Origin of the sequence: Paraburkholderia ginsengiterrae (genome assembly GCF_001645125.1) — a bacterium.
Taxonomy (GTDB): Bacteria; Pseudomonadota; Gammaproteobacteria; order Burkholderiales; family Burkholderiaceae; genus Paraburkholderia; species Paraburkholderia ginsengiterrae.
The window spans coordinates 107381-126749 of sequence record NZ_LXKA01000011.1; the positions used below are offsets into that span (position 1 = coordinate 107381).

Annotated in this window: 17 protein-coding genes; 15 read left to right on the forward strand and 2 right to left on the reverse strand. The window is 63.9% G+C overall.

What is annotated here, in order from left to right; all coding sequences use genetic code 11:
• The first annotated feature begins 327 nt into the window (after positions 1-327).
• The 13 genes from asd to A6V37_RS00630 all read left to right on the forward strand — a co-directional run bounded on the left by asd (position 328) and on the right by A6V37_RS00630 (position 15653).
• A complete protein-coding gene (gene asd, locus A6V37_RS00570) occupies positions 328-1449 on the forward strand; it encodes an aspartate-semialdehyde dehydrogenase (RefSeq protein ID WP_064271064.1) in 1122 nt (373 codons plus the stop codon).
• A gap of 139 nt (positions 1450-1588) precedes the next feature.
• The gene (locus tag A6V37_RS00575; RefSeq protein WP_064285663.1) at positions 1589-4066 is read left to right on the forward strand and encodes a FimV/HubP family polar landmark protein; all 2478 of its coding nucleotides are present in this window, start codon (positions 1589-1591) and stop codon (positions 4064-4066) included.
• Positions 4063-4875 carry a tRNA pseudouridine(38-40) synthase TruA gene (gene truA, locus A6V37_RS00580; RefSeq protein WP_064271062.1) on the forward strand — a complete coding sequence of 271 codons (813 nt, stop codon included), beginning with the start codon at positions 4063-4065 and terminating at the stop codon, positions 4873-4875. The genes A6V37_RS00575 and truA overlap by 4 nt, the downstream gene beginning before the upstream one ends.
• Positions 4872-5585: a phosphoribosylanthranilate isomerase gene (locus tag A6V37_RS00585; RefSeq protein WP_064271061.1), complete on the forward strand. Its 714-nt coding sequence runs from the start codon at positions 4872-4874 to the stop codon at positions 5583-5585. The genes truA and A6V37_RS00585 overlap by 4 nt, the downstream gene beginning before the upstream one ends.
• A 60-nt stretch (positions 5586-5645) precedes the next feature.
• Positions 5646-6839 (forward strand): tryptophan synthase subunit beta, encoded by a 1194-nt coding sequence (trpB, locus tag A6V37_RS00590; protein ID WP_064271060.1) that lies wholly within the window; start codon positions 5646-5648, stop codon positions 6837-6839.
• An 11-nt stretch (positions 6840-6850) separates the two neighbouring features.
• Positions 6851-7756 carry a DNA-methyltransferase gene (locus tag A6V37_RS00595; protein WP_064271059.1) on the forward strand — a complete coding sequence of 302 codons (906 nt, stop codon included), beginning with the start codon at positions 6851-6853 and terminating at the stop codon, positions 7754-7756.
• 36 nt (positions 7757-7792) lie between these two features.
• On the forward strand, positions 7793-8605 hold the full coding sequence (trpA, locus tag A6V37_RS00600; RefSeq protein WP_064285665.1) for a tryptophan synthase subunit alpha: 813 nt from the start codon (positions 7793-7795) through the stop codon (positions 8603-8605).
• Positions 8606-8685: 80 nt separating this feature from the next.
• The gene (gene accD / locus A6V37_RS00605; protein WP_064285667.1) at positions 8686-9558 is read left to right on the forward strand and encodes an acetyl-CoA carboxylase, carboxyltransferase subunit beta; all 873 of its coding nucleotides are present in this window, start codon (positions 8686-8688) and stop codon (positions 9556-9558) included.
• A 212-nt stretch (positions 9559-9770) separates the two neighbouring features.
• Complete coding sequence (gene folC, locus A6V37_RS00610; RefSeq protein WP_064271056.1) at positions 9771-11081, forward strand: bifunctional tetrahydrofolate synthase/dihydrofolate synthase; 1311 nt, start codon at positions 9771-9773, stop codon at positions 11079-11081.
• 29 nt (positions 11082-11110) lie between these two features.
• Positions 11111-12037 (forward strand): SPOR domain-containing protein, encoded by a 927-nt coding sequence (locus A6V37_RS00615; RefSeq protein ID WP_064271055.1) that lies wholly within the window; start codon positions 11111-11113, stop codon positions 12035-12037.
• Between the two features lie 7 nt (positions 12038-12044).
• Positions 12045-12539: a CvpA family protein gene (locus A6V37_RS00620; RefSeq protein ID WP_064271054.1), complete on the forward strand. Its 495-nt coding sequence runs from the start codon at positions 12045-12047 to the stop codon at positions 12537-12539.
• Positions 12540-12626: 87 nt separating this feature from the next.
• Entirely contained in the window at positions 12627-14174 is a 1548-nt protein-coding gene (gene purF, locus A6V37_RS00625; RefSeq protein WP_064285669.1) for an amidophosphoribosyltransferase, read from the forward strand.
• A gap of 288 nt (positions 14175-14462) precedes the next feature.
• Entirely contained in the window at positions 14463-15653 is a 1191-nt protein-coding gene (locus A6V37_RS00630) for an O-succinylhomoserine sulfhydrylase (protein ID WP_064271052.1), read from the forward strand.
• A 64-nt stretch (positions 15654-15717) separates the two neighbouring features.
• On the opposite strand, the gene A6V37_RS00635 is transcribed toward A6V37_RS00630, so the two are convergent.
• Positions 15718-16497, reverse strand: a complete 780-nt coding sequence (locus A6V37_RS00635; RefSeq protein WP_064271051.1) for an AraC family transcriptional regulator — start codon at positions 16495-16497, stop codon at positions 15718-15720.
• A 45-nt stretch (positions 16498-16542) separates the two neighbouring features.
• Positions 16543-16884: an FKBP-type peptidyl-prolyl cis-trans isomerase gene (locus A6V37_RS00640; RefSeq protein ID WP_006047612.1), complete on the reverse strand. Its 342-nt coding sequence runs from the start codon at positions 16882-16884 to the stop codon at positions 16543-16545.
• Positions 16885-17089: 205 nt separating this feature from the next.
• Between A6V37_RS00640 and A6V37_RS00645 the strand changes: the two genes are divergently transcribed.
• Both A6V37_RS00645 and A6V37_RS00650 read left to right on the forward strand, forming a co-directional pair.
• Complete coding sequence (locus tag A6V37_RS00645; RefSeq protein WP_064271050.1) at positions 17090-17896, forward strand: sensor histidine kinase; 807 nt, start codon at positions 17090-17092, stop codon at positions 17894-17896.
• Positions 17897-17989: 93 nt separating this feature from the next.
• Positions 17990-19333 carry a hemolysin family protein gene (locus A6V37_RS00650; protein WP_064271049.1) on the forward strand — a complete coding sequence of 448 codons (1344 nt, stop codon included), beginning with the start codon at positions 17990-17992 and terminating at the stop codon, positions 19331-19333.
• The last annotated feature ends 36 nt before the right edge of the window (positions 19334-19369 follow it).

The following is a 19369-nucleotide window of genomic DNA, read 5'->3' on the forward strand; positions in this document are numbered from 1 at the left end:
TTAGGTCGTCAAACGGCCTTTAAAGCGCGAATCGGCCTTGAAACAGGCCGATTCGCGTGCAATACGGACGACAGCGGCGGACATTGGCGTCGCCGGATTCCGGTTTTCGTGTATATTGTGGCGATGGCACTCTCGGCTCAAATCTCCTCGATTTCGAAACTGCACGGCAAAACGGCCCGTGTGGTTGAGCTCGCCATTACTACCACCAAAACGATTACCCCGAAAACGATCACGAAGCGCTGATCGTCCGTCGTGCCCGCTCATCTTCCCCGCGCGGTCACTGCGGGCAAAGATGCGGGGAAGTTTCCATTCGAAGGGTATGAAGTCATGAACGTAGGTCTCGTAGGTTGGCGCGGCATGGTCGGCAGCGTCCTGATGCAACGTATGCAGCAGGAAGGCGATTTCGACTTGATCGAACCGGTGTTTTTCAGCACCAGCAACGCGGGCGGCAACGCGCCGTCGTTCGCCAAAAACGAGACCAAGCTCAAAGACGCGACAAGCATCGAAGACCTGAAGAAGTGCGACGCGATCATCTCCTGTCAGGGCGGTGACTACACGAACGAAGTGTTCCCGAAGCTGCGCGCGGCGGGCTGGAACGGCTACTGGATCGACGCGGCTTCGTCGCTGCGCATGAAGGACGACGCGGTCATCATTCTCGACCCGGTCAACCTCGACGTGATCAAGAACGCGCTGGTCAAGGGCCAGAAGAACTTCATCGGCGGCAATTGCACTGTCAGCCTGATGCTGATGGCGCTCGGCGGCCTGTTCCGCGAAAACCTCGTCGACTGGATGACGGCCATGACGTACCAGGCCGCTTCGGGCGCGGGCGCGCAAAACATGCGCGAGCTGCTGTCGCAAATGGGCACGCTGCACGGCGCGGTGAAGAACGAACTGGCCGACCCGGCTTCGGCGATTCTCGACATCGACCGCCGCGTGCTCGAAGCCATGAACAGCGACAGCATGCCGACGGACCACTTCGGCGTGCCGCTCGCCGGCTCGCTGATTCCGTGGATCGACAAGGACCTCGGCAACGGCATGTCGAAGGAAGAGTGGAAGGGCGGCGCCGAAACCAACAAGATTCTCGGCAAGCCGGCCATGGGCACGCCGGGCTCGATTCCGGTCGACGGCCTGTGCGTGCGGATTGGCGCAATGCGCTGCCATTCGCAGGCGCTGACCATCAAGCTGAACAAGGATGTGCCGCTGGACGAGGTGAACAGCATCCTCGCGTCGGGCAACGACTGGGTGAAGGTCGTGCCGAACGAGCGCGAAGCGTCGATGCGCGATCTGTCCCCGGCGCTCGTCACGGGCACGCTGACGGTGCCGGTCGGCCGCGTGCGCAAGCTCGCGATGGGCGGCGAATATCTGTCGGCGTTCACGGTCGGCGATCAGCTGCTGTGGGGTGCCGCGGAGCCGCTGCGTCGTATGCTTCGCATTGTGCTCGACAAGTAAAGTAAACTACGCGGTTACGACGCGTAGAAAAATCCAGAAGCGTCGCGCTTGCGCGGCGCTTTTTTCATTGTGTGCTCCGAATATCTTGTCTCTTTCCAACCGCAAAAAAGGGCTGCGCGCTGACGCGGCTGGAGTCTCGATGAACCTTCGACTCTCATCCCTTCGGGTCATGTTCAATTTCAAAGGCACGGACCGTCTGGCCGTTGCCGCTGTGGCGCTTGCATTGACGGCTGCCGGCATGGGCAGCGCGGCTGCCGCGCCGGCCGATGCGGCGAGCGCGCCGGATGCCGCTTCCGTTTCGTACGCGAACGGTGGCCAAATCACGGTGCGGCCGGGGCAGTCGTTGAACGACCTGGCGATTGCCGTCACGCAGTCGCGCGACCGCGCGACGCTCGCACGCGCTTCGCGCGCGCTGTTCGACGCGAACCCGAACGCCTTCATGAGCCATGATCCAAGCCGGATGCGCATGGGCGCGGTGTTGACGGTGCCGGTGCTGGATGCGTCGGGTGCTTTGGCCGCTTCGTCGTCGGCGGCGGGTTCTGCTTCGTCGTCTGCACCTGCTTCCGCGCCGAACGCGGCGGCAACGGCGGAAGCGGCGAGCGGTGCGGCACAGGGCAGCGCGGCGGCGGCAAGCGCCGCAAGTGCTGCGGCTCATGCGGTGGCGCCTGCTATGCCCGCAGTTTCGGCGGCAGCGAGTGCAGCCGTTGGGGCAAGTTCGGTGGCGCCAGCCGCCATCACGGCTTCATCGGCGCCGGTTGCGGGTTCGCAGACGGCAGCCGCGCCGGCCAGCGGTGCGCATGAGTGGTCCGGCTCGATTCAACCTTCGGCTAGCGAGGCTGCCGAAGGCGCTTCGGCATCGGGTGCCGCAACAATGCCTGCGACGACCGCCGCGCAGCCGGCATCGCAACCGCGTGTGCAGGTCTCGAGCTTGCAGCAGTTGCTCGCGCTGAAAAATCGCGTGCTGATGGAGTTGCAGAAGCATGGTATCGGCGGGAAGCCGGTAGCCACGGGCGCTCCGTCTGCCAATGTCGCGCAGCCGGCCGCCGGCGTGTCCGCAACGGCCGTGGCGCCTGCGCACGCAGCTGCGCCGGCGGGCTCAACGTCGAATGATGTCGACCTGTCGCAGACAGAATTGAGCATAGCGGCGGCGGTTGGCGCGGCGCTGGTTGCATTGTTGGCGGCGTGGCGTATGCGTCGGCGGAAGCGCGAGCGTGTCGCGGCAGAGAATGCGGCGTCGGCGGGGCGCGACGACGCGGTGGCGCAAAATGCGGCGGCGCTGGCGCCTGTGAAGCATGAAACGGAGGGCGCTGCGGAAGCTGGCGCTGCGGACCGCGCGGCAACGGAGCAGGAAGACGCGGAACGAGCCGCCGCCGAGCAAGCTGCTGAAGAGTGGGCTGCGGCGGAACACGCTGCAGCGGAACACGCAGCAGCGGAGCGCGCGGCGGTAGAACGGGCGGAGACCGAGAGAGCCGCTGCGGAGCGTGCTGCAACTGAGCAGGCCGCTGCAGAGCGAGCGGCAGCCGACCAGGCGGCAGCTGAGCATGCCGCAGCTGAGCGGGCCGAAGCGGAACGTACCGCAGCGGCGGAACGTACCACAGCGGAACAGGCAGCAGCAGAACAGGCTGCGGCAGAGCATGCAGCAGCGGAACGTGCAGAAGCAGAGCACGCGGCATCGGAACAATCCGCAACCGGCAGCGAAGCCGCGTCTCACCCAGCCATCCCCGCACCCGATCTCACCCTACCCCAGCACGTCTGGCAGGAGCGCCCGGCAGCGCCCGCTTCATTTGAACCTGCACAAGCGGATCCAAACCTCGCCGGGTCTACGCCGAGCGCGTTCGCGCCCGAACCGCTTTCCCCCGCCCATCACGACAACCTCGATGGAGCGACCACGGCGGCCAGCCTTGCCGCCGCCGCCGAGCTCGGCGCCGAAGCGTTGCCGCTGACGTCGCTCGAGCCCGTCGACGAACCCGCGCCGCACGAGGCGCCCGCGCACGGTCTGCAATGGGATGACGAGCCGGTCGCGCGACTGGAACCGTCGATTGAGCCGCAAGATCATTTGCGCACACCGCAGCACCTCGAGCCGCCACCGGTAGCACACGCCCCGTCCGTGCCGACCGAATTCCCGCGCGACGCCGTCGACGCGTTCGGCAGCCTGGACATGCCGCTGCCGCCGCGCATGGACTCGCCCGCCGATACCGTGCATGCTCCCGCTTCGCTATCGACCCAGCCGGTGGCATCGCCGGAAGCGACTGCGCAGCAAGCTGCGCTGCCCCACCCGGACGAGGAATCGTATATCGCCGACGAAATCGCCGCCGGCACTGCGGGCCACGCCGCGGTAGCGGGCTTGGGCGCCGGCTTCGGTGCGTCCGGCTTCGGCGCGCTGAAACTCGATTTCGACCTCGAATTGCCGCCTAGCCCGGCTCAGCCGTTGCCGGCATTTACGCAGGCCGATCTCGGCCGCATCGCCCGCAACAAGCTTGATCTGGCTGCCGAGTACATCGAACTCGGCGATCTTTCTGGCGCGCGTGCGCTCATCAACGAAGTGATCGAGACGAACGATCCCGCAACGCGCACCGAGGCTCGCGCGTTGCTGTCGACGCTCGCCCCGTTGTCGTGAAGCGTATCGCGTTAGGCGTCCAGTACGACGGCTCGGCGTTTTGCGGTTGGCAGTCGCAACCGCATGGCAACACCGTGCAGGACGAACTCGAACGAGCGCTGCGCGAGTTCGCGCAAACGCCCGTGCACACGGTCGTCGCGGGCCGCACGGACACGGGTGTGCATGGTCTCGGACAAGTCGTTCATTTCGACACGGAGCTCGAACGCGCGGACATTTCGTGGGTTCGCGGCACCAACGCGTTCTTGCCGAAGACGGTCTCGGTGCAGTGGGCCAAGCCGATGCCCGACGAGTTCCACGCACGTTTCTCGGCGTTCGAGCGGACCTATTACTACGTGCTGTATGTCCATCCCGTACGCTCGCCGATGCTGGCGACACGGGCCGGCTGGGTGCACGCCACGCTAGACCTCGAAGCGATGCGCGCGGCCGCTGCGCTTCTGATCGGCGAACACGATTTTTCGGCGTTCCGTTCGTCGCAATGTCAGGCGAAAACGCCGATCAAGCATCTGTATCAGATCGACATCCAGCAGCAGGGCGACTTCGTCCATTTCCGCTTTCGGGCGAACGCGTTCCTGCATCATATGGTGCGCAACGTGATGGGCTGTCTGGTGTACATCGGCCGTGGCCGTCGCCCTGTCGACTGGATGGCCGAGGTACTGGCAGGCCGCGATCGCGAGTGCGCCGCGCCGACCTTCATGCCGGACGGGTTATATCTGGCGCAGGTGGGCTATCCTGAGCAATTCGCCGTACCCGCGCCGCAGACGGGCAGCGTGCCATGGAGTACTGTATGGACCGAGCAAGCGCCAACATGAAATCTCCCGAATCTCTCGTGAACGAAACCCCAGCCGGTATGCAGCAGCAAGCCGCACCTCATCGCACGCGCGTCAAGCTATGCGGCCTGTCGAAGCCGGAAGACGTCGCCCACGCGATCGATCTCGGCGCCGACGCAATCGGGCTGGTGTTCTATCCGCCCAGCCCGCGTTCGGTCAGCGTCGCCCAGGCAGTCGAACTGGTGCATGACGTGCCACCGTTCGTGTCGGTGGTCGGCCTGTTTGTCAACGCCACGCCGGACTGGATCCGCGAAGTCGTTAGCAACGTCGGCCTCACACTGTTGCAGTTCCACGGCGACGAGACCGCGGAGCAGTGCGAAGCCCTTGCCGGCGTTGCGGGTTTGCCTTGGTTGCGCGCGTTGCGCGTTGCGGCGGACACTCAGCCAGCCGATTTGGTAAAATCGGCGCTTAACTATTCAGCAGCCAGCGGCCTACTGTTCGACACCCATGTCGAAGGTTATGGCGGTGGCGGGAAGGTTTTTGATTGGTCACTTATTCCTTCAGAGCTCGCGCGTCGGGCCGTTTTGAGTGGTGGGTTGAACGCGCAAAACGTCAGTGATGCGATCCATCGCGTGCGCCCGTACGCGGTCGATGTCTCGAGCGGCATCGAAACGCCGGGCGCCAAGGGCGTGAAAGATCACGCCCGGATGGCGGCGTTCGTACGCGCGGTGCGCGCGGCAGACGCCGAATGATTCCGGTGCCGCGGTTGTCTCGCACGAGACCCGCGCGCCACACTGAGAAGAGTGATCACCATGTATAACTTGCCTGACGAAAGAGGCCATTTCGGCCAGTTTGGCGGCGTGTTCGTCGCTGAAACGCTGGTTCACGCGCTCGACGAGCTGCGTGTCGCGTACGAGAAATATCAGAAAGACCCCGAATTCGTCGCTGAGTACGAGCGCGAATTGAAACATTTCGTCGGCCGTCCGTCGCCGATTTATCACGCACAGCGCTGGAGCGAAATGCTCGGCGGCGCGCAGGTGTACCTCAAGCGTGAGGACCTGAACCACACTGGCGCGCACAAGATCAACAATGTGATCGGCCAGGCACTGCTGGCGAAGCGCATGGGCAAGCCGCGCGTCATCGCGGAAACCGGCGCCGGCCAGCACGGTGTGGCCACCGCCACCATTGCCGCGCGTTTCGGCATGGAATGCGTGGTCTATATGGGCGCGGAAGACGTGCGCCGCCAGGCTGCCAACGTGTACCGCATGAAGCTGCTCGGCGCGACCATCGTGCCGGTCGAATCGGGCTCACGTACGCTCAAGGACGCGCTGAACGAAGCCATGCGCGACTGGGTGACCAACGTCGAGAACACCTTCTACATCATCGGCACGGTGGCCGGGCCGCATCCGTACCCGATGATGGTCCGCGATTTCCAGCGCGTGATTGGCGACGAATGCAAGGTGCAAATGCCCGAGATGGTCGGTCGTCAGCCGGATGCCGTAATTGCGTGCGTTGGCGGCGGTTCGAATGCAATGGGTATCTTTTACCCGTACATTGACGACACTTCGGTGAAATTGATCGGTGTCGAAGCAGCCGGCGATGGTCTTGAAACAGGTCGCCACGCCGCTTCGTTGATTGGCGGCAGCCCTGGCGTGCTGCATGGCAATCGCACGTATCTGCTGCAGGACGAAAATGGGCAGATCATCGAGACGCATTCGGTGTCGGCGGGCCTCGACTATCCGGGCGTCGGCCCTGAGCACGCGTGGCTAAAAGAGAGCAACCGCGCGGAATATGTCGGCATCACCGACGAAGAGGCGCTCAAAGCGTTCCACGATTGCTGCCGAATCGAAGGCATCATTCCGGCACTGGAATCCAGCCATGCGCTGGCCTATGCCGCGAAACTCGCGCCGACTCTGTCGAAGGACAAGGTCCTTCTGGTCAATTTGTCGGGCCGCGGCGACAAGGACATGCATACGGTCGCTGAGCGATCGGGCATTCAGTTCTGAGCGCCGCGACGATGCGTGACGAGTTCGACGAGCCGCAGCCGGCGGTTGAGACCAACGTGGCCACCGGTGCAACGGCGGCCGGTGCGCCTGCATCGCTGTTGCCGCAGGTGCCCGCCGGCATCCAGCTGTTGAACCGCGATTTTCTGACCGATGTGGCGAACATTCCCGACGAGTCGATCGACCTGATCGTCTGCGATCCGCCCTATGGGCTGGGCAAGGACTACGGCAACGACTCCGACATGCGCACCGGCGAGGAATTTCTCGCCTGGACGCGTGGCTGGCTCGAGCTGGCCATCCCGAAGCTCAAGCCGTCGGGTTCGCTCTACATTTTCTGCACGTGGCAGTACGCACCGGAAATCTTCAGCTTCCTGAAGACAAAACTCACGATGATCAACGAAATCATCTGGGACCGGCGCGTACCGAGCATGGGCGGCACCGTGCGCCGTTTTACTTCGGTGCACGACAACATCGGCTTTTTCGCGGTGTCGAAGGATTACTTCTTCGATCTCGATCCCGTCCGCATCCCGTACGATGCCATCACGAAGAAGGCGCGTTCGCGTAAATTGTTTGAAGGCAGCAAGTGGCTGGAGCTTGGCTATAATCCCAAGGATGTCTGGTCGGTTTCGCGGCTGCATCGGCAACACGCCGAGCGGGTCGCTCATCCCACCCAGAAGCCTCTGGAAATTGTCGAGCGGATGGTGCTGGCAAGTTGTCCAAAGGGCGGGCGCGTGCTCGACCCGTTCATGGGCAGCGGCACCACGGCAGTCGCTTGCGCGCGTCAGCAGCGCGAATTCGTCGGCTATGAGATCAATGAAAGTTACTGCGCGATCGCGCGCGAACGCGTCAGCGCTGCTGCTGCTCCGTCCGCGCCGCGCCGGGCCAAGGCCAAAACGCAACGGCCGACCGAAGTGCAATGAGCACGCCGCGCAGTCACTCAAATCCGAGAAAATTCCATGTCCCGTATCAAGAACACGTTCGCCGCGCTGTCCGCGCAAGGTAAGAAGGGTCTGATTCCGTTCATGACCGCCGGCGACCCGGACCCGGCCCGCACGGTTGAATTCATGCACGCGCTCGCCGCCGGCGGCGCGGATGTGATCGAGCTCGGCGTGCCGTTTTCCGACCCGATGGCCGACGGCCCGGTGATCCAGCAATCGTCCGAGCGCGCATTGGCACAGGGCGTGTCGCTGCGTTCCGTGATTGCCGACGTCAAGCGCTTCCGCGAAACCAACGACACGACCCCGGTGGTGTTGATGGGCTACGCCAACCCGATCGAACGCATGGGCGCCGAAGCGTTCGCCAAGGCGGCGAAAGAGGGTGGTGTGGATGGCGTGCTGGTGGTCGACTATCCGCCGGAAGAATGCGCTAACTTCGCCGAACAGATGCGATCTGCCGGCATCGATCCGATCTTTTTGCTTGCGCCCACCTCTACGGATGAGCGTATCGCTGAAGTCGGCAAGATTGCCAGCGGCTACGTCTATTATGTGTCGTTGAAAGGCGTGACCGGCGCGGCAAATCTGGACGTTTCCAGCATCGCGAGTAAAATCCCGGCCATCAAGTCGCGCGTGCCCCTGCCGGTAGGCGTCGGTTTCGGTATTCGCGACGCGCAAACCGCGCGTGCGGTAGCCGAAGTGTCCGATGCCGTCGTGATCGGCAGCCGTATCGTGCAATTGCTCGAACAGGCGGCGCCCGAAACCGCCGCCGAGACGCTCACGCGTTTCGTCGACGAAGTGCGCGAGGCGCTCGATAGCGTCGCGGCTGCCCGATAACAGTTATTTTTTGTCTTCTGTAGTGTGAGCGGCGGGCTTGTCCCGCCGTTTGCGCGACTGTCGACCCTGAAGGATTCAATATGAGCTGGCTCGATAAACTGCTGCCGCCGAAAATCAAACAGACCGACCCGAAGAGCCGCAAGGGGATTCCGGAAGGCCTGTGGATCAAGTGCCCGTCGTGCGAGGCGGTGCTGTACCGCAACGATGTCGAGGCCAATCTGCACGTTTGCCCGAAGTGCGACCATCACATGCGCATCGGCGCGCGTGAGCGGCTCGACGGCCTGCTCGATCCGGAAGGCCGCTACGAAATCGGTCAGGAAATCGTCCCGGTCGACGCGCTGAAGTTCAAGGACAGCCGCAAGTATCCGGATCGCCTCAAGGAGGCGATGGACGACACCGACGAAACCGACGCGATGGTCGTCATGGGTGGCGCGATCCATACGCTGCCGGTGGTGGTGGCCTGCTTCGAGTTCTCGTTCATGGGCGGCTCGATGGGCTCGGTGGTCGGCGAGCGCTTCGCGCGCGGCGCGCAAAACGCGCTCGAACAGAAAGTGCCGTTTATCTGCTTCACCGCTTCGGGCGGCGCGCGGATGCAGGAAAGCCTGCTGTCGCTGATGCAGATGGCCAAGACCACGGCCATGCTGACCAAGCTCTCCGAAGCCAAGCTGCCGTTCATCTCCGTGCTGACCGATCCGACCATGGGCGGCGTGTCGGCGAGCTTCGCGGTCCTCGGCGACGTGGTGATCGCTGAGCCGAAGGCGCTGATCGGCTTCGCCGGCCCGCGCGTGATCGAGCAAACGGTGCGCGAAAAGCTGCCGGAAGGGTTCCAGCGAGCCGAGTTCCTGCTGACGAAGGGCGCGATCGACATGATCGTCGACCGTCGCAAGCTGCGCGAAGAGATTGCGCAGTTGATGGCGCTGTTGGGCCAGCAGCCGGCCGACGCCGTCGCGTAAGCCCAACGCCAGAGCGGAGCCGCCGCGCCTTCCCGAGCGCGGCCGCCGTCAGACAAGCGGTCAAATAAGCAGTCAAAAAAATAGCGCGCCGCGTGAGCAATCAAGCGGCGCGCTGTCATTTCCAGGATAATCTCGGTCTCGTGACGCGCGAACCCGCGCACATACTGTCATTGCCAGACCGATTCACTAGCGATCCACCCGCGATTCACCCGATGACCACATTCCCCACCCTCGACGCGTGGCTCACGCACCTTGAATCCGCGCATCCGGTCGGTATCGACATGGGTCTGACCCGCATCTCCCGGGTACGCGACGCGATGCAACTGTCGTTCGCATGCCCGGTCATCACGGTCGGCGGCACGAACGGCAAGGGCTCCACCTGCGCGATCCTCGAAGCCATTCTGCTGAAAGCGGGCTTCACGGTCGGCTGCCACACGTCGCCGCACCTGCTGTCGTTCAACGAGCGCGCGCGGGTGAACGGCGAAATGGCGAGCGACGCGGATCTGCTGCCGCATTTCGAAGCCGTCGAGGCGGCGCGCCTGAGCCTCGACGAACCGGTCACGCTCACCTACTTCGAATTCACGACGCTGGCGATCATGAGCCTGTTCGCGTCGCGCGGGCTGGATGCGGTGATTTTCGAAGTCGGTCTGGGCGGCCGTCTCGACGCGGTAAATATTCTCGATACGGACTGCGCGATCATCACCAGCATCGACATCGATCACACGGAATATCTCGGCGACACGCGCGAGAAAATTGCCTTCGAAAAGGCCGGCATTTTCCGTCCGGGCAAGCCGGCGATCTGCGCGGACCCGGTGCCGCCGCAAACGCTGATCGATCATGCCGAGAAGATTGGCGCCGAACTGTGGCTATTCGGCCGCGATTTCCGCTATGAAGGGCAGGCGGGCAGCGAGCGCCAGCAGTGGAGCTACGTCGGCCCGACCCTGCGGCGCTCGGCGCTCGCGTATCCCGCGTTGCGCGGCGCGAACCAGTTGATCAACACGTCGGCGGCGCTCGCCGGTCTCGAGGCATTGCGCGACCGGCTGCCGGTCTCGGCGCAAGATATCCGCCTCGGCCTCGCCAACGTGGAACTGCCGGGGCGATTCCAGGTGCTGCCGGGCAAGCCGGCTATCGTGTTGGATGTCGGCCACAATCCGCACGCCGCCGCGGTGCTGACGCAAAACCTCGGCAACATGGGTTATTTTCCGTACACCTACGCGGTGTTCGGCGCGATGCGCGACAAGGACATCGCGGGCGTGCTGGCCCACCTGAAAGGCGAGATCGACCACTGGTGCGTGACGGATCTGCCGACCCCGCGGGCCGCGTCGGCGGGAGAACTCGAAACGGCATTGCGGGAGCAGGGCGTGGGTGAGGGTGCCGACAGCAGCGTGACGCGTTACGCAACACCGGCAGAGGCTTACCAAGACGCGCTAAAACGTGCGTCAGAGAATGATAGAATCGTGGTTTTCGGCAGTTTCTATACGGTAGCAGGCGTTATGGCCTACCGTAAATCGCAGCAACACTGAACGGGCGCCAGGCTCGAACCAAGCGATTCATGGGAATTTTCTCGTTCGGCAAGAAAGACGACGCACCCACGCGGCGCGGCGCAAATACCAGTTCCAACCGGGCCGCCCGTGGTGGCGAGCGCGTGGAGCGGCGAACCCGCCGCACGGAGCGCACCGTCGACGCCGATGCGATGCTGCTCGACCCTACGTTGCCGGAAAAGCAACGTGCGCGGCGCCGGCTGGTCGGCGCCATTGCCATGGTCGTGGCGGCTGTGGTGATCCTGCCCATGGTGCTGGATTCGCATCCCAAGCCGGTCACGGACGACATCTCCATTGAGATTCCGAATCGCCCGGCGCCGAAGCTTGCCAAAGCTGACGAAGACACGCAGGCCGGCGTAGCCCCTGACAATCCCACGCCTGACACGGCACTCGCCGCTTCCGGTCTCGCACCGGCAACAACGGCCGCCGCTCAGAGCCAGTCAGGCGCTACGAAGCAATCCAGCACGCAGACGAGTGCAGCGTCCGCGGCGAAACCGCAGGCTCCCGCTGTCGCTGCCAATACCGCGCCAGCGGCGTCGGCAGCATCGGCGAAATCGACCAAACCGGCGGCCAAGCCGTCGGTCACGCAAAACGCCGCGACTGCTCCCGCACCGGCCACGCCGGCACCGAGCACGGACGACACGACCACGGCCGCCGCCGCGGACGCCAATTCAGGCACCCCGGCTTCGCCCCCGGGCAGCCGTTTCGCGGTGCAACTCGGCGCGTTTGCGAACGACGCCAACGCGCGCAATTGGGCGGCGAAGTTGAAATCGGCGGGAGTACCCGCATATACCGAACATCGGAAGCAGGCTGACGGCTCGACGCTCACGCTGTTGCGTGCCGGCCCATTCGCCGATCGCGCAGCGGCAAGCGCCGCCATTGCGAAGGTTCGCGAGGCCGGCTTGACGTCGGGCGCCAACAACGGCACGGCACAGTAAGCGAGCGATGTTCACTGCCTTCGACTACGCTGTAATGGCGGTGATCGGTTTGTCGGCATTGCGCGGTACATGGCGCGGTTTTTTGTCTGAGATATTCGGGCTGATCGGCTGGATTGCGGCGTTTTTCATTGCCGGCCGCTTTGTCGGTTACGTCGTGCCGTTCATCCCGTCCACATGGCCGGGCGGCGCGTTGACCCAGTGGCTGCTGGCCTTCGCGCTGGTGTGGATCGGCGTGGTGCTGGTGGCAAGCGTGCTGAACGCGCTGTTGAGCCGCATTGTGCAGGCAACCGGCTTGAGCGGCGTGGACCGCTCGCTCGGTTTGATGTTCGGCCTCGTGCGCGGGGTCGTTCTGGTGCTGATTCTGGTCGCCCTGGCTGGCTTGACCGAACTGCCCCAACAGGAATTCTGGCGCAACGCCTTGCTGCGGCCCTATGCGGTCGAGGGCGTGCACGTAATGAAACCGTTGCTTCCCGAACCGCTTGCTGCTTACGTCAAAGTGTGACGATCAGGCGAGTGGTTAGAGGAACGCGGCAGGACTCCGGCGCAAACCGGCTGCCATCACGAATTTTGTACCTTTGAAGGACATGCCATGTGCGGCATCGTAGGCGTAGTTTCCCATTCCCCGGTCAATCAGCTGATCTATGACAGCCTGCTGCTGCTGCAGCACCGCGGTCAGGACGCCGCCGGTATCGCGACAGCGAACGGCAGCAATTTCCACATGCACAAGGCTAACGGCATGGTGCGCGACGTGTTCCGCACGCGCAACATGCGCAGCCTGCCCGGCACGACCGGGATCGGCCAGGTCCGTTACCCGACCGCCGGCTCCGCGTCGAGCGAAGAGGAAGCCCAGCCGTTCTACGTGAACGCGCCGTTCGGCATCATCCTCGCGCACAACGGCAATCTCACCAACTGGCAGCAGTTGAAAGATGAGATGTTCCGCATCGACCGCCGCCACATCAACACGAATTCCGACACGGAAGTCATGCTCAACGTGCTCGCGCACGAATTGCAGTTGTCGAGCTCGAGCCTGCAACTGGATCCGGCGGCGCTGTTCAAGGCTGTGTCGGGCGTGCATCGGCGTGTGCGCGGGTCGTACGCGATCGTCTCGCTGATCGCCGGCTATGGCTTGCTCGGCTTCCGTGACCCGTTCGGTATCCGCCCGCTGTGTATCGGCAAGCAGGAAACGGCGGAAGGCGTCGAGTGGATGCTGGCGTCGGAGTCGGTAGCGATTGAAGGTATCGGCTTCGAGTTCGTGCGCGACGTGGCGCCGGGTGAAGCGATTTTCATCGACCTCGAAGGCAATCTGCACTCGCAGCAGTGCGCTACGAACCCGAGCCTGAACCCGTGCATTTTCGAACTCGTGTACCTCGCGCGTCCGGACTCGGTGCTCGACGGCGTGCCGGTCTACAACGTGCGTCTGCGCATGGGCGACTACCTCGCCGAGAAGATCAAGCGTGAACTGCCCGATGTCGCGATCGACGTCGTGATGCCGATTCCCGATTCGTCCCGTCCGGCCGCGATGCAGGTCGCGAAGAAGCTGGGCGTGGAGTATCGCGAAGGCTTCTTCAAGAACCGTTACGTGGGCCGCACCTTCATCATGCCGGGCCAGGCGATGCGCAAGAAATCGGTGCGCCAGAAGCTGAACGCCATGGCCATCGAGTTCAAGGGCAAGAACGTGCTGATCGTCGACGACGCGATCGTGCGCGGTACCACCTCGCATGAAATCGTGCAGATGGCGCGCGATGCGGGCGCGAACAAGGTGATCTTCGCCTCGGCGGCGCCGCCGGTGAAATTCCCGAACGTGTACGGCATCGACATGCCGACGCGCGGTGAACTCGTCGCCCACGGCCGCTCGGACGAAGAAGTTGCGCGCATGATCGGCGCGGACCACCTGGTCTACCAGGACGTCGACGCGCTGAAGCAGGCGGTGCGCGATATCAACCCGGCGCTGAAGGAATTCGAAGCGTCGTGTTTCGACGGCAACTATGTCACCGGCGACGTCACCACCGAATACCTCGACCGCATCGAAACCGCGCGTCTCGCACCCGCTTCGCAATCGGACCGCGACGCCGCGAGCGAAGCGATCGACGGCGGCCTCGCGCGCTCGCAACTGCATCTGCAGTTGTCGGTAGGTTAAGCGACTCCGCTCGCGGCGCGGCACGCCTGCACGGCACGCCGCGAGCGTGTTAGCATGAGGGCTTGCGTCGATTTGATCTCAGCTTGCGGACGCGGGGCAACCCGAAACAGCTAAAGCGACAGGTGGGAAAGCCGCACTCATCCGCCTCCGCTCCAGCTTTCTCCCGCACATGAAGCCCGCTTATGCCGACGCAAAAGCGGGCTTTTTTGTTGCTGCCGTCGGGCGGCGGTTCGGCTTCACTCGAACCCCACCGAACGCAGCCATGGAACATTGGAAACCAGAACCAACATGGACGACTCCCTGAACTTCGACACGCTGGCAATCCGCTCGGGCACCGCGCGCAGCGACTTCAACGAACATTCGGAAGCGATTTTCCTGACCTCGAGCTTCGTCTTCGCGAGCGCCGCGGACGCCGCCGAAAAATTCAAAAACTCCGAAGACAACTACACCTACTCGCGCTTCACGAACCCGACCGTCTCGATGTTCCAGGACCGTCTGGCCGCGCTTGAAGGGGGAGAAGCGTGCATGGCCACGGCGTCGGGGATGGCGGCGATCATGTCGGTGGTGATGTCCACGCTGCAGGCCGGCGATCATCTGGTCAGCTCGCAAGCGCTGTTCGGTTCGACGCTCGGCATGTTCTCGCAGATTTTCAGCAAGTTCGGTATTACGACCACGTTCGTCGATCCGACCGATCTGGACGCATGGAAGAACGCCGTGCGCCCCGAAACGAAGATGTTCTTCCTCGAAACGCCGTCGAATCCGCTGACCGAAGTCGCCGATATTGAAGCGATCAGCAAGATCGCGAAGGCGGCCAATGCTATCTTCGTGGTCGACAACTGTTTCTGCAGCCCGGCGTTGCAACAACCGCTCAAGCTCGGCGCGGACGTCGTGATGCATTCGGCCACCAAGTTCCTCGACGGGCAGGGCCGGGTGCTCGGCGGCGCGCTGGTCGGCTCCAGGCAGTTCATCATGGAAAAAGTGTTTCCGTTCGTGCGAAGCGCCGGGCCGACGCTGTCCGCGTTCAACGCCTGGGTGCTGCTCAAGGGCATGGAAACGCTGTCGCTGCGCGTCGACAAGCAGTCGGCGAATGCGCTGGAAATCGCACGCTGGCTCGAAACGCATCCGGCTGTGAACCGCGTGTTCTATCCGGGGCTCGAATCGCATCCGCAACATGCGCTGGCTATGCGTCAGCAGAAGTCGGGCGGCGCGATTCTCTCGTTCGAACTGAAGGGCGACACGCCCGAGCAGATGCGCGCGAATGCCTGGCGCGTGATCGACAACACGAAGATCTGCTCGATCACCGGCAACCTCGGTGACACGCGTACCACTATCACGCATCCGGCCACGACCACGCACGGCCGTGTGACGCCGGAAGCGCGTGCGGCGGCGGGTATTACCGAGGGCTTGATCCGTCTCGCGGTGGGTCTGGAAAACGCGGGCGATATTCGCGCCGATCTGGAACGCGGTCTGGCGGGCTGAGCCGCTGCTCTTGATGCGGGAAAGCGGGCCGTCCAATCAGGCGGCTCGCGAAGTGACATGCAGCTCAGTGGCGCAACGCGCGCCACTGGCCGGGCGCCAGCCCGAAACGCCGCGTGAACGCGTGCGTGTAGGCGCTCTGATCGCCAAAGCCGATGTCCAGCGCGATATCGGCCAGCGAGAGCCGCGGATCGGCGAGAAGGGTGAGCGACGTGTCGAGCCGCAGGCGCTGCAAATAGCGATGCGGCGTTTCACCGAAAGCGTCGACAAAAAGCTGATGAAAGCGACGCATGCCGAAGCCGCAATGGGCGGCGAGGTCGGCGATCCGCAAAGGCTCCGACAGGTGCGCCCTCAGCCAGCGGTCAATACGCGCAAAGTCGAGACCGGCGCCGGGCGCTTGCGCGCCCGCCGTCGTGCCTGCATCGGCCACCAGCGCTGCGCCCAGGCGCGCCGCGGCGTCCCAATGGAAACGGCGGGTGTCCAGATCGTCGCCTTGTGCGCCGCCCGCGGCGTGCGCCGCGATGCGATGCACGAGCTGCGTCAGCGAGGTGTCGACGGCGACGGCCCGCGCGCGGTCGAACAGGCGCTCCGGCACGGCCAGCGACGAGGCCGGCAAATCCAGCACCAACTGCCGGTTCTCGCCGACGCCGGCGTAATCGTGCCGCGCACCGGCCGGAATGAGCCAGGCGGAGCCGGCGTCGATCTGCTGCGCGACGCCGTTCACCGCCATCACCATCGCGCCGTCGAGCCCGAGCACGACCTGATGAAAGTCGTGCACGTCCGACGCTTCGATCGCGCCGTAGCGGCGAAGCGAAACGCAAGGTGCGGTAACGGCGGGGTGGTTCATCGGTGCAATCCGGCGACGTCGCGCAAAGACAAAACTGCAAAAACCTTAAACGTCGAGCAATTCGACTTCGAACACGAGCGTCGCATTCGGCGGAATCACACCGCCCGCGCCGCGCACGCCGTAGCCGAGTTGCGGCGGGATGGTCAGCTTGCGCGTGCCGCCGACCTTCATGCCTTGCACGCCTTCGTCCCAACCCTTGATGACCATGCCGCCGCCCAGCACGAAAGCGAACGGGTCATTGCGGTCCTTGCTCGAGTCGAACTTCTGGCCATCGGTCAGCCAGCCGGTGTAATGCACGCTGACGGTCTTGCCGGCCACCGCTTCGGCGCCGGTGCCTTCAACGATGTCTTCATACTTCAAGCCGGATTCGGTAGTCACAGTCGACATGTGTCGCTCCTCAGGTCAAAAACGTAAAAAACGACATTGTAGGCGCGTTGGCCCTGCATCGCCGAGATTGCGGAGTTTGCCGTGATTGTCCTGCGGCACGCGGATTGCGTGCAAGTTGGCCGTCCGGCCAGGCTGGCCGCGCCGGACGGCATGCCTATAATGGGGCTTCATTCAATCACCCTGTACTGCCTGAGAGGGCTCGATCGTGACAACGCCTTCAACCGGAACGCCTGGCGCAGAACCAGCGTCTTCCGGCTTCGCGGTCTCCGAACGCACAGCGCATCTGCGCGCGGAAACCGCTCTGTTTATGCGCGACCACGTGCTGTCGCTGGTATCGCACGACCTGCGTGGGCCGTTGAACGCCATTCATAGCTGGGCGTACGTGCTTGAGCGCAAGCTCGACGCGAACGACCCCAACTCGCAGCGCGCCGTCAGCGGCATTCGCAGCGGGGTGGACCAGCAGGTGAAGCTGCTCGAAACGCTCGTCGACGCCACGCGCGCCGAAACCAGGATGCTGGCGCTCAACTATGCGCCGTTTCCGCTGCATCCGCTCATCGACGAAACCGTGGCGGAAGTCCGCTCGGGCCTCGCGCGTGCACGCGGCGTGGAAGTCGCGGTCGACTCGCGCCTCGCCACGGAGCAGCTCAACGGCGACCGGGAGCGTCTTGCCGCCGCGCTGTGGGTGATGCTGACGTTCGCCGTCGAAGCGAGCAGCGAGGGCGCCACCGTCACACTGGCGGCGCATGCGGACGCGACGGCATGGCATGCCACCGTCACGTACGCAGCCAACGGCGCGGCGTTGGAGAATCCAGGGTTGCCTCATGTGCTGGAAGCATTTGCCCGCAAGCAGGCAGGCGAGCCGCGCGAAGCGAAACGGATCGCGTGGGTGCTGGCGCTGTGCAAGCGCGTCGCGGAAGCCCACGGCGGCAGCTTCGAGCAGATCGATGCAACCGGCAGCGACGCGGCTAGGCTGGCGCTGCGTGTACCGCTGAGCGCGGCGGCCCCGCAGTGAATGGTCCGCCAAAGCCGCTTCCTTTGCCCGTTTAAGTTTTCACCGAGCTTTCACCCTCTATACTGACAACTTTTGTTGCCGGAGCCTTTCGCTTTGATCCAGGTCGTCGCCCTTATCGGTGCGTTGTTTCTCGTTGCCCTCAACGGTTTTTTTGTGGCCGCTGAATTCGGTCTGGTCAAACTGCGGCAGACGCGCGTGCAAAGCCTTGCCGCCCAGCACGGCATGCGCGGAAAACTGCTGGCAAAGGTGCATGCCCGTCTCGACGCCTATCTCTCCGCCTGCCAGCTCGGCATTACGCTGGCCTCGCTCGGGCTCGGTTGGATCGGCGAGCCGGCGTTCGCGGAACTGCTGAACCCGGTCTTCAACCTGCTTGGCGTGGAGTCGGAGAAGCTGGTCCACGGCATTTCGCTGTTCTTCGCGTTCTCGTGCATTTCGTTCCTGCACATCGTGGTGGGCGAACTGGCGCCGAAGTCGCTGGCGATTCGCGAGGCGGAGAAGGTTTCGCTGTGGGCCGCCACGCCGTTGTACGGCTTTTACTGGGCCATGTATCCGGCCATCTGGGTGCTCAATACGAGCGCCAACGCCGTGCTCAAACTCGCGGGCCTCGACGCCGACCACGGCCACGACTCGCACTATTCGACCGACGAACTCAAGCTGATCCTGCGCGGCCGCCGCGCCAACGTCGTAACTGAACTGGGCGTTCCCGACGGCGCGTACAGCCAGGACGAGTGGAACACGATTGCGCATTCGCTGGATTTTTCGCGCATGACCGTGTCGGACCTGATGCGCCCGGCTCATGAAATGGTCGGCTTGCGGCGCGATCTGCCGTTGCGCGACAACATGAGTGTGGTGGCGCGGCATCGCTTTAGCCGCTATCCGCTGTTCGAAGACGCATCCGGCGAACGCGTGGCCGGCATGATCCACTTGAAGGACCTGCTGCTGGCGCGCCATGCCGGCAGCACGCTCGACGACCTGTCCAAATACGTGCGGCCCGTGCAGTACGTCAAGCCGGAGATGCCGGCGCTCGAACTGTTTCGCCGCTTCCGCAAGGGCGCGCCGCATTTCGCGCTGGTTGGCCGCAAGCATTCGAAGCCCATTGGCTTTCTCACGCTCGACAATCTGCTCGGCGCGCTGGTCGGCCAGATTCACGACGAGTTCCGTCAGGGCGACGCAGACTGGACGCGCATGGATGACGGCACGTTGATGGGCAAGGGCAGCTTGCCGGTGGTGTCGCTGGAGCGCGCGCTGGGAATCGACATCGACGAAGGCAAGGCCGAATCGGTCGGCGGCCTCGTGATTCACGCACTGAACGATCTGCCTACCGAGGGGCAGCGAATCGAGTTCGATCGCTTCGACGTGGTGGTCAAGAAGATGAAGGGGCCGAGGATCGTGCTCGTGCGCGTCTATCCGAAAACGTTCGACGACGAAGGCGGTTAAACCGAGCCTTCCACCTAACCGCGCAACACTTCACTT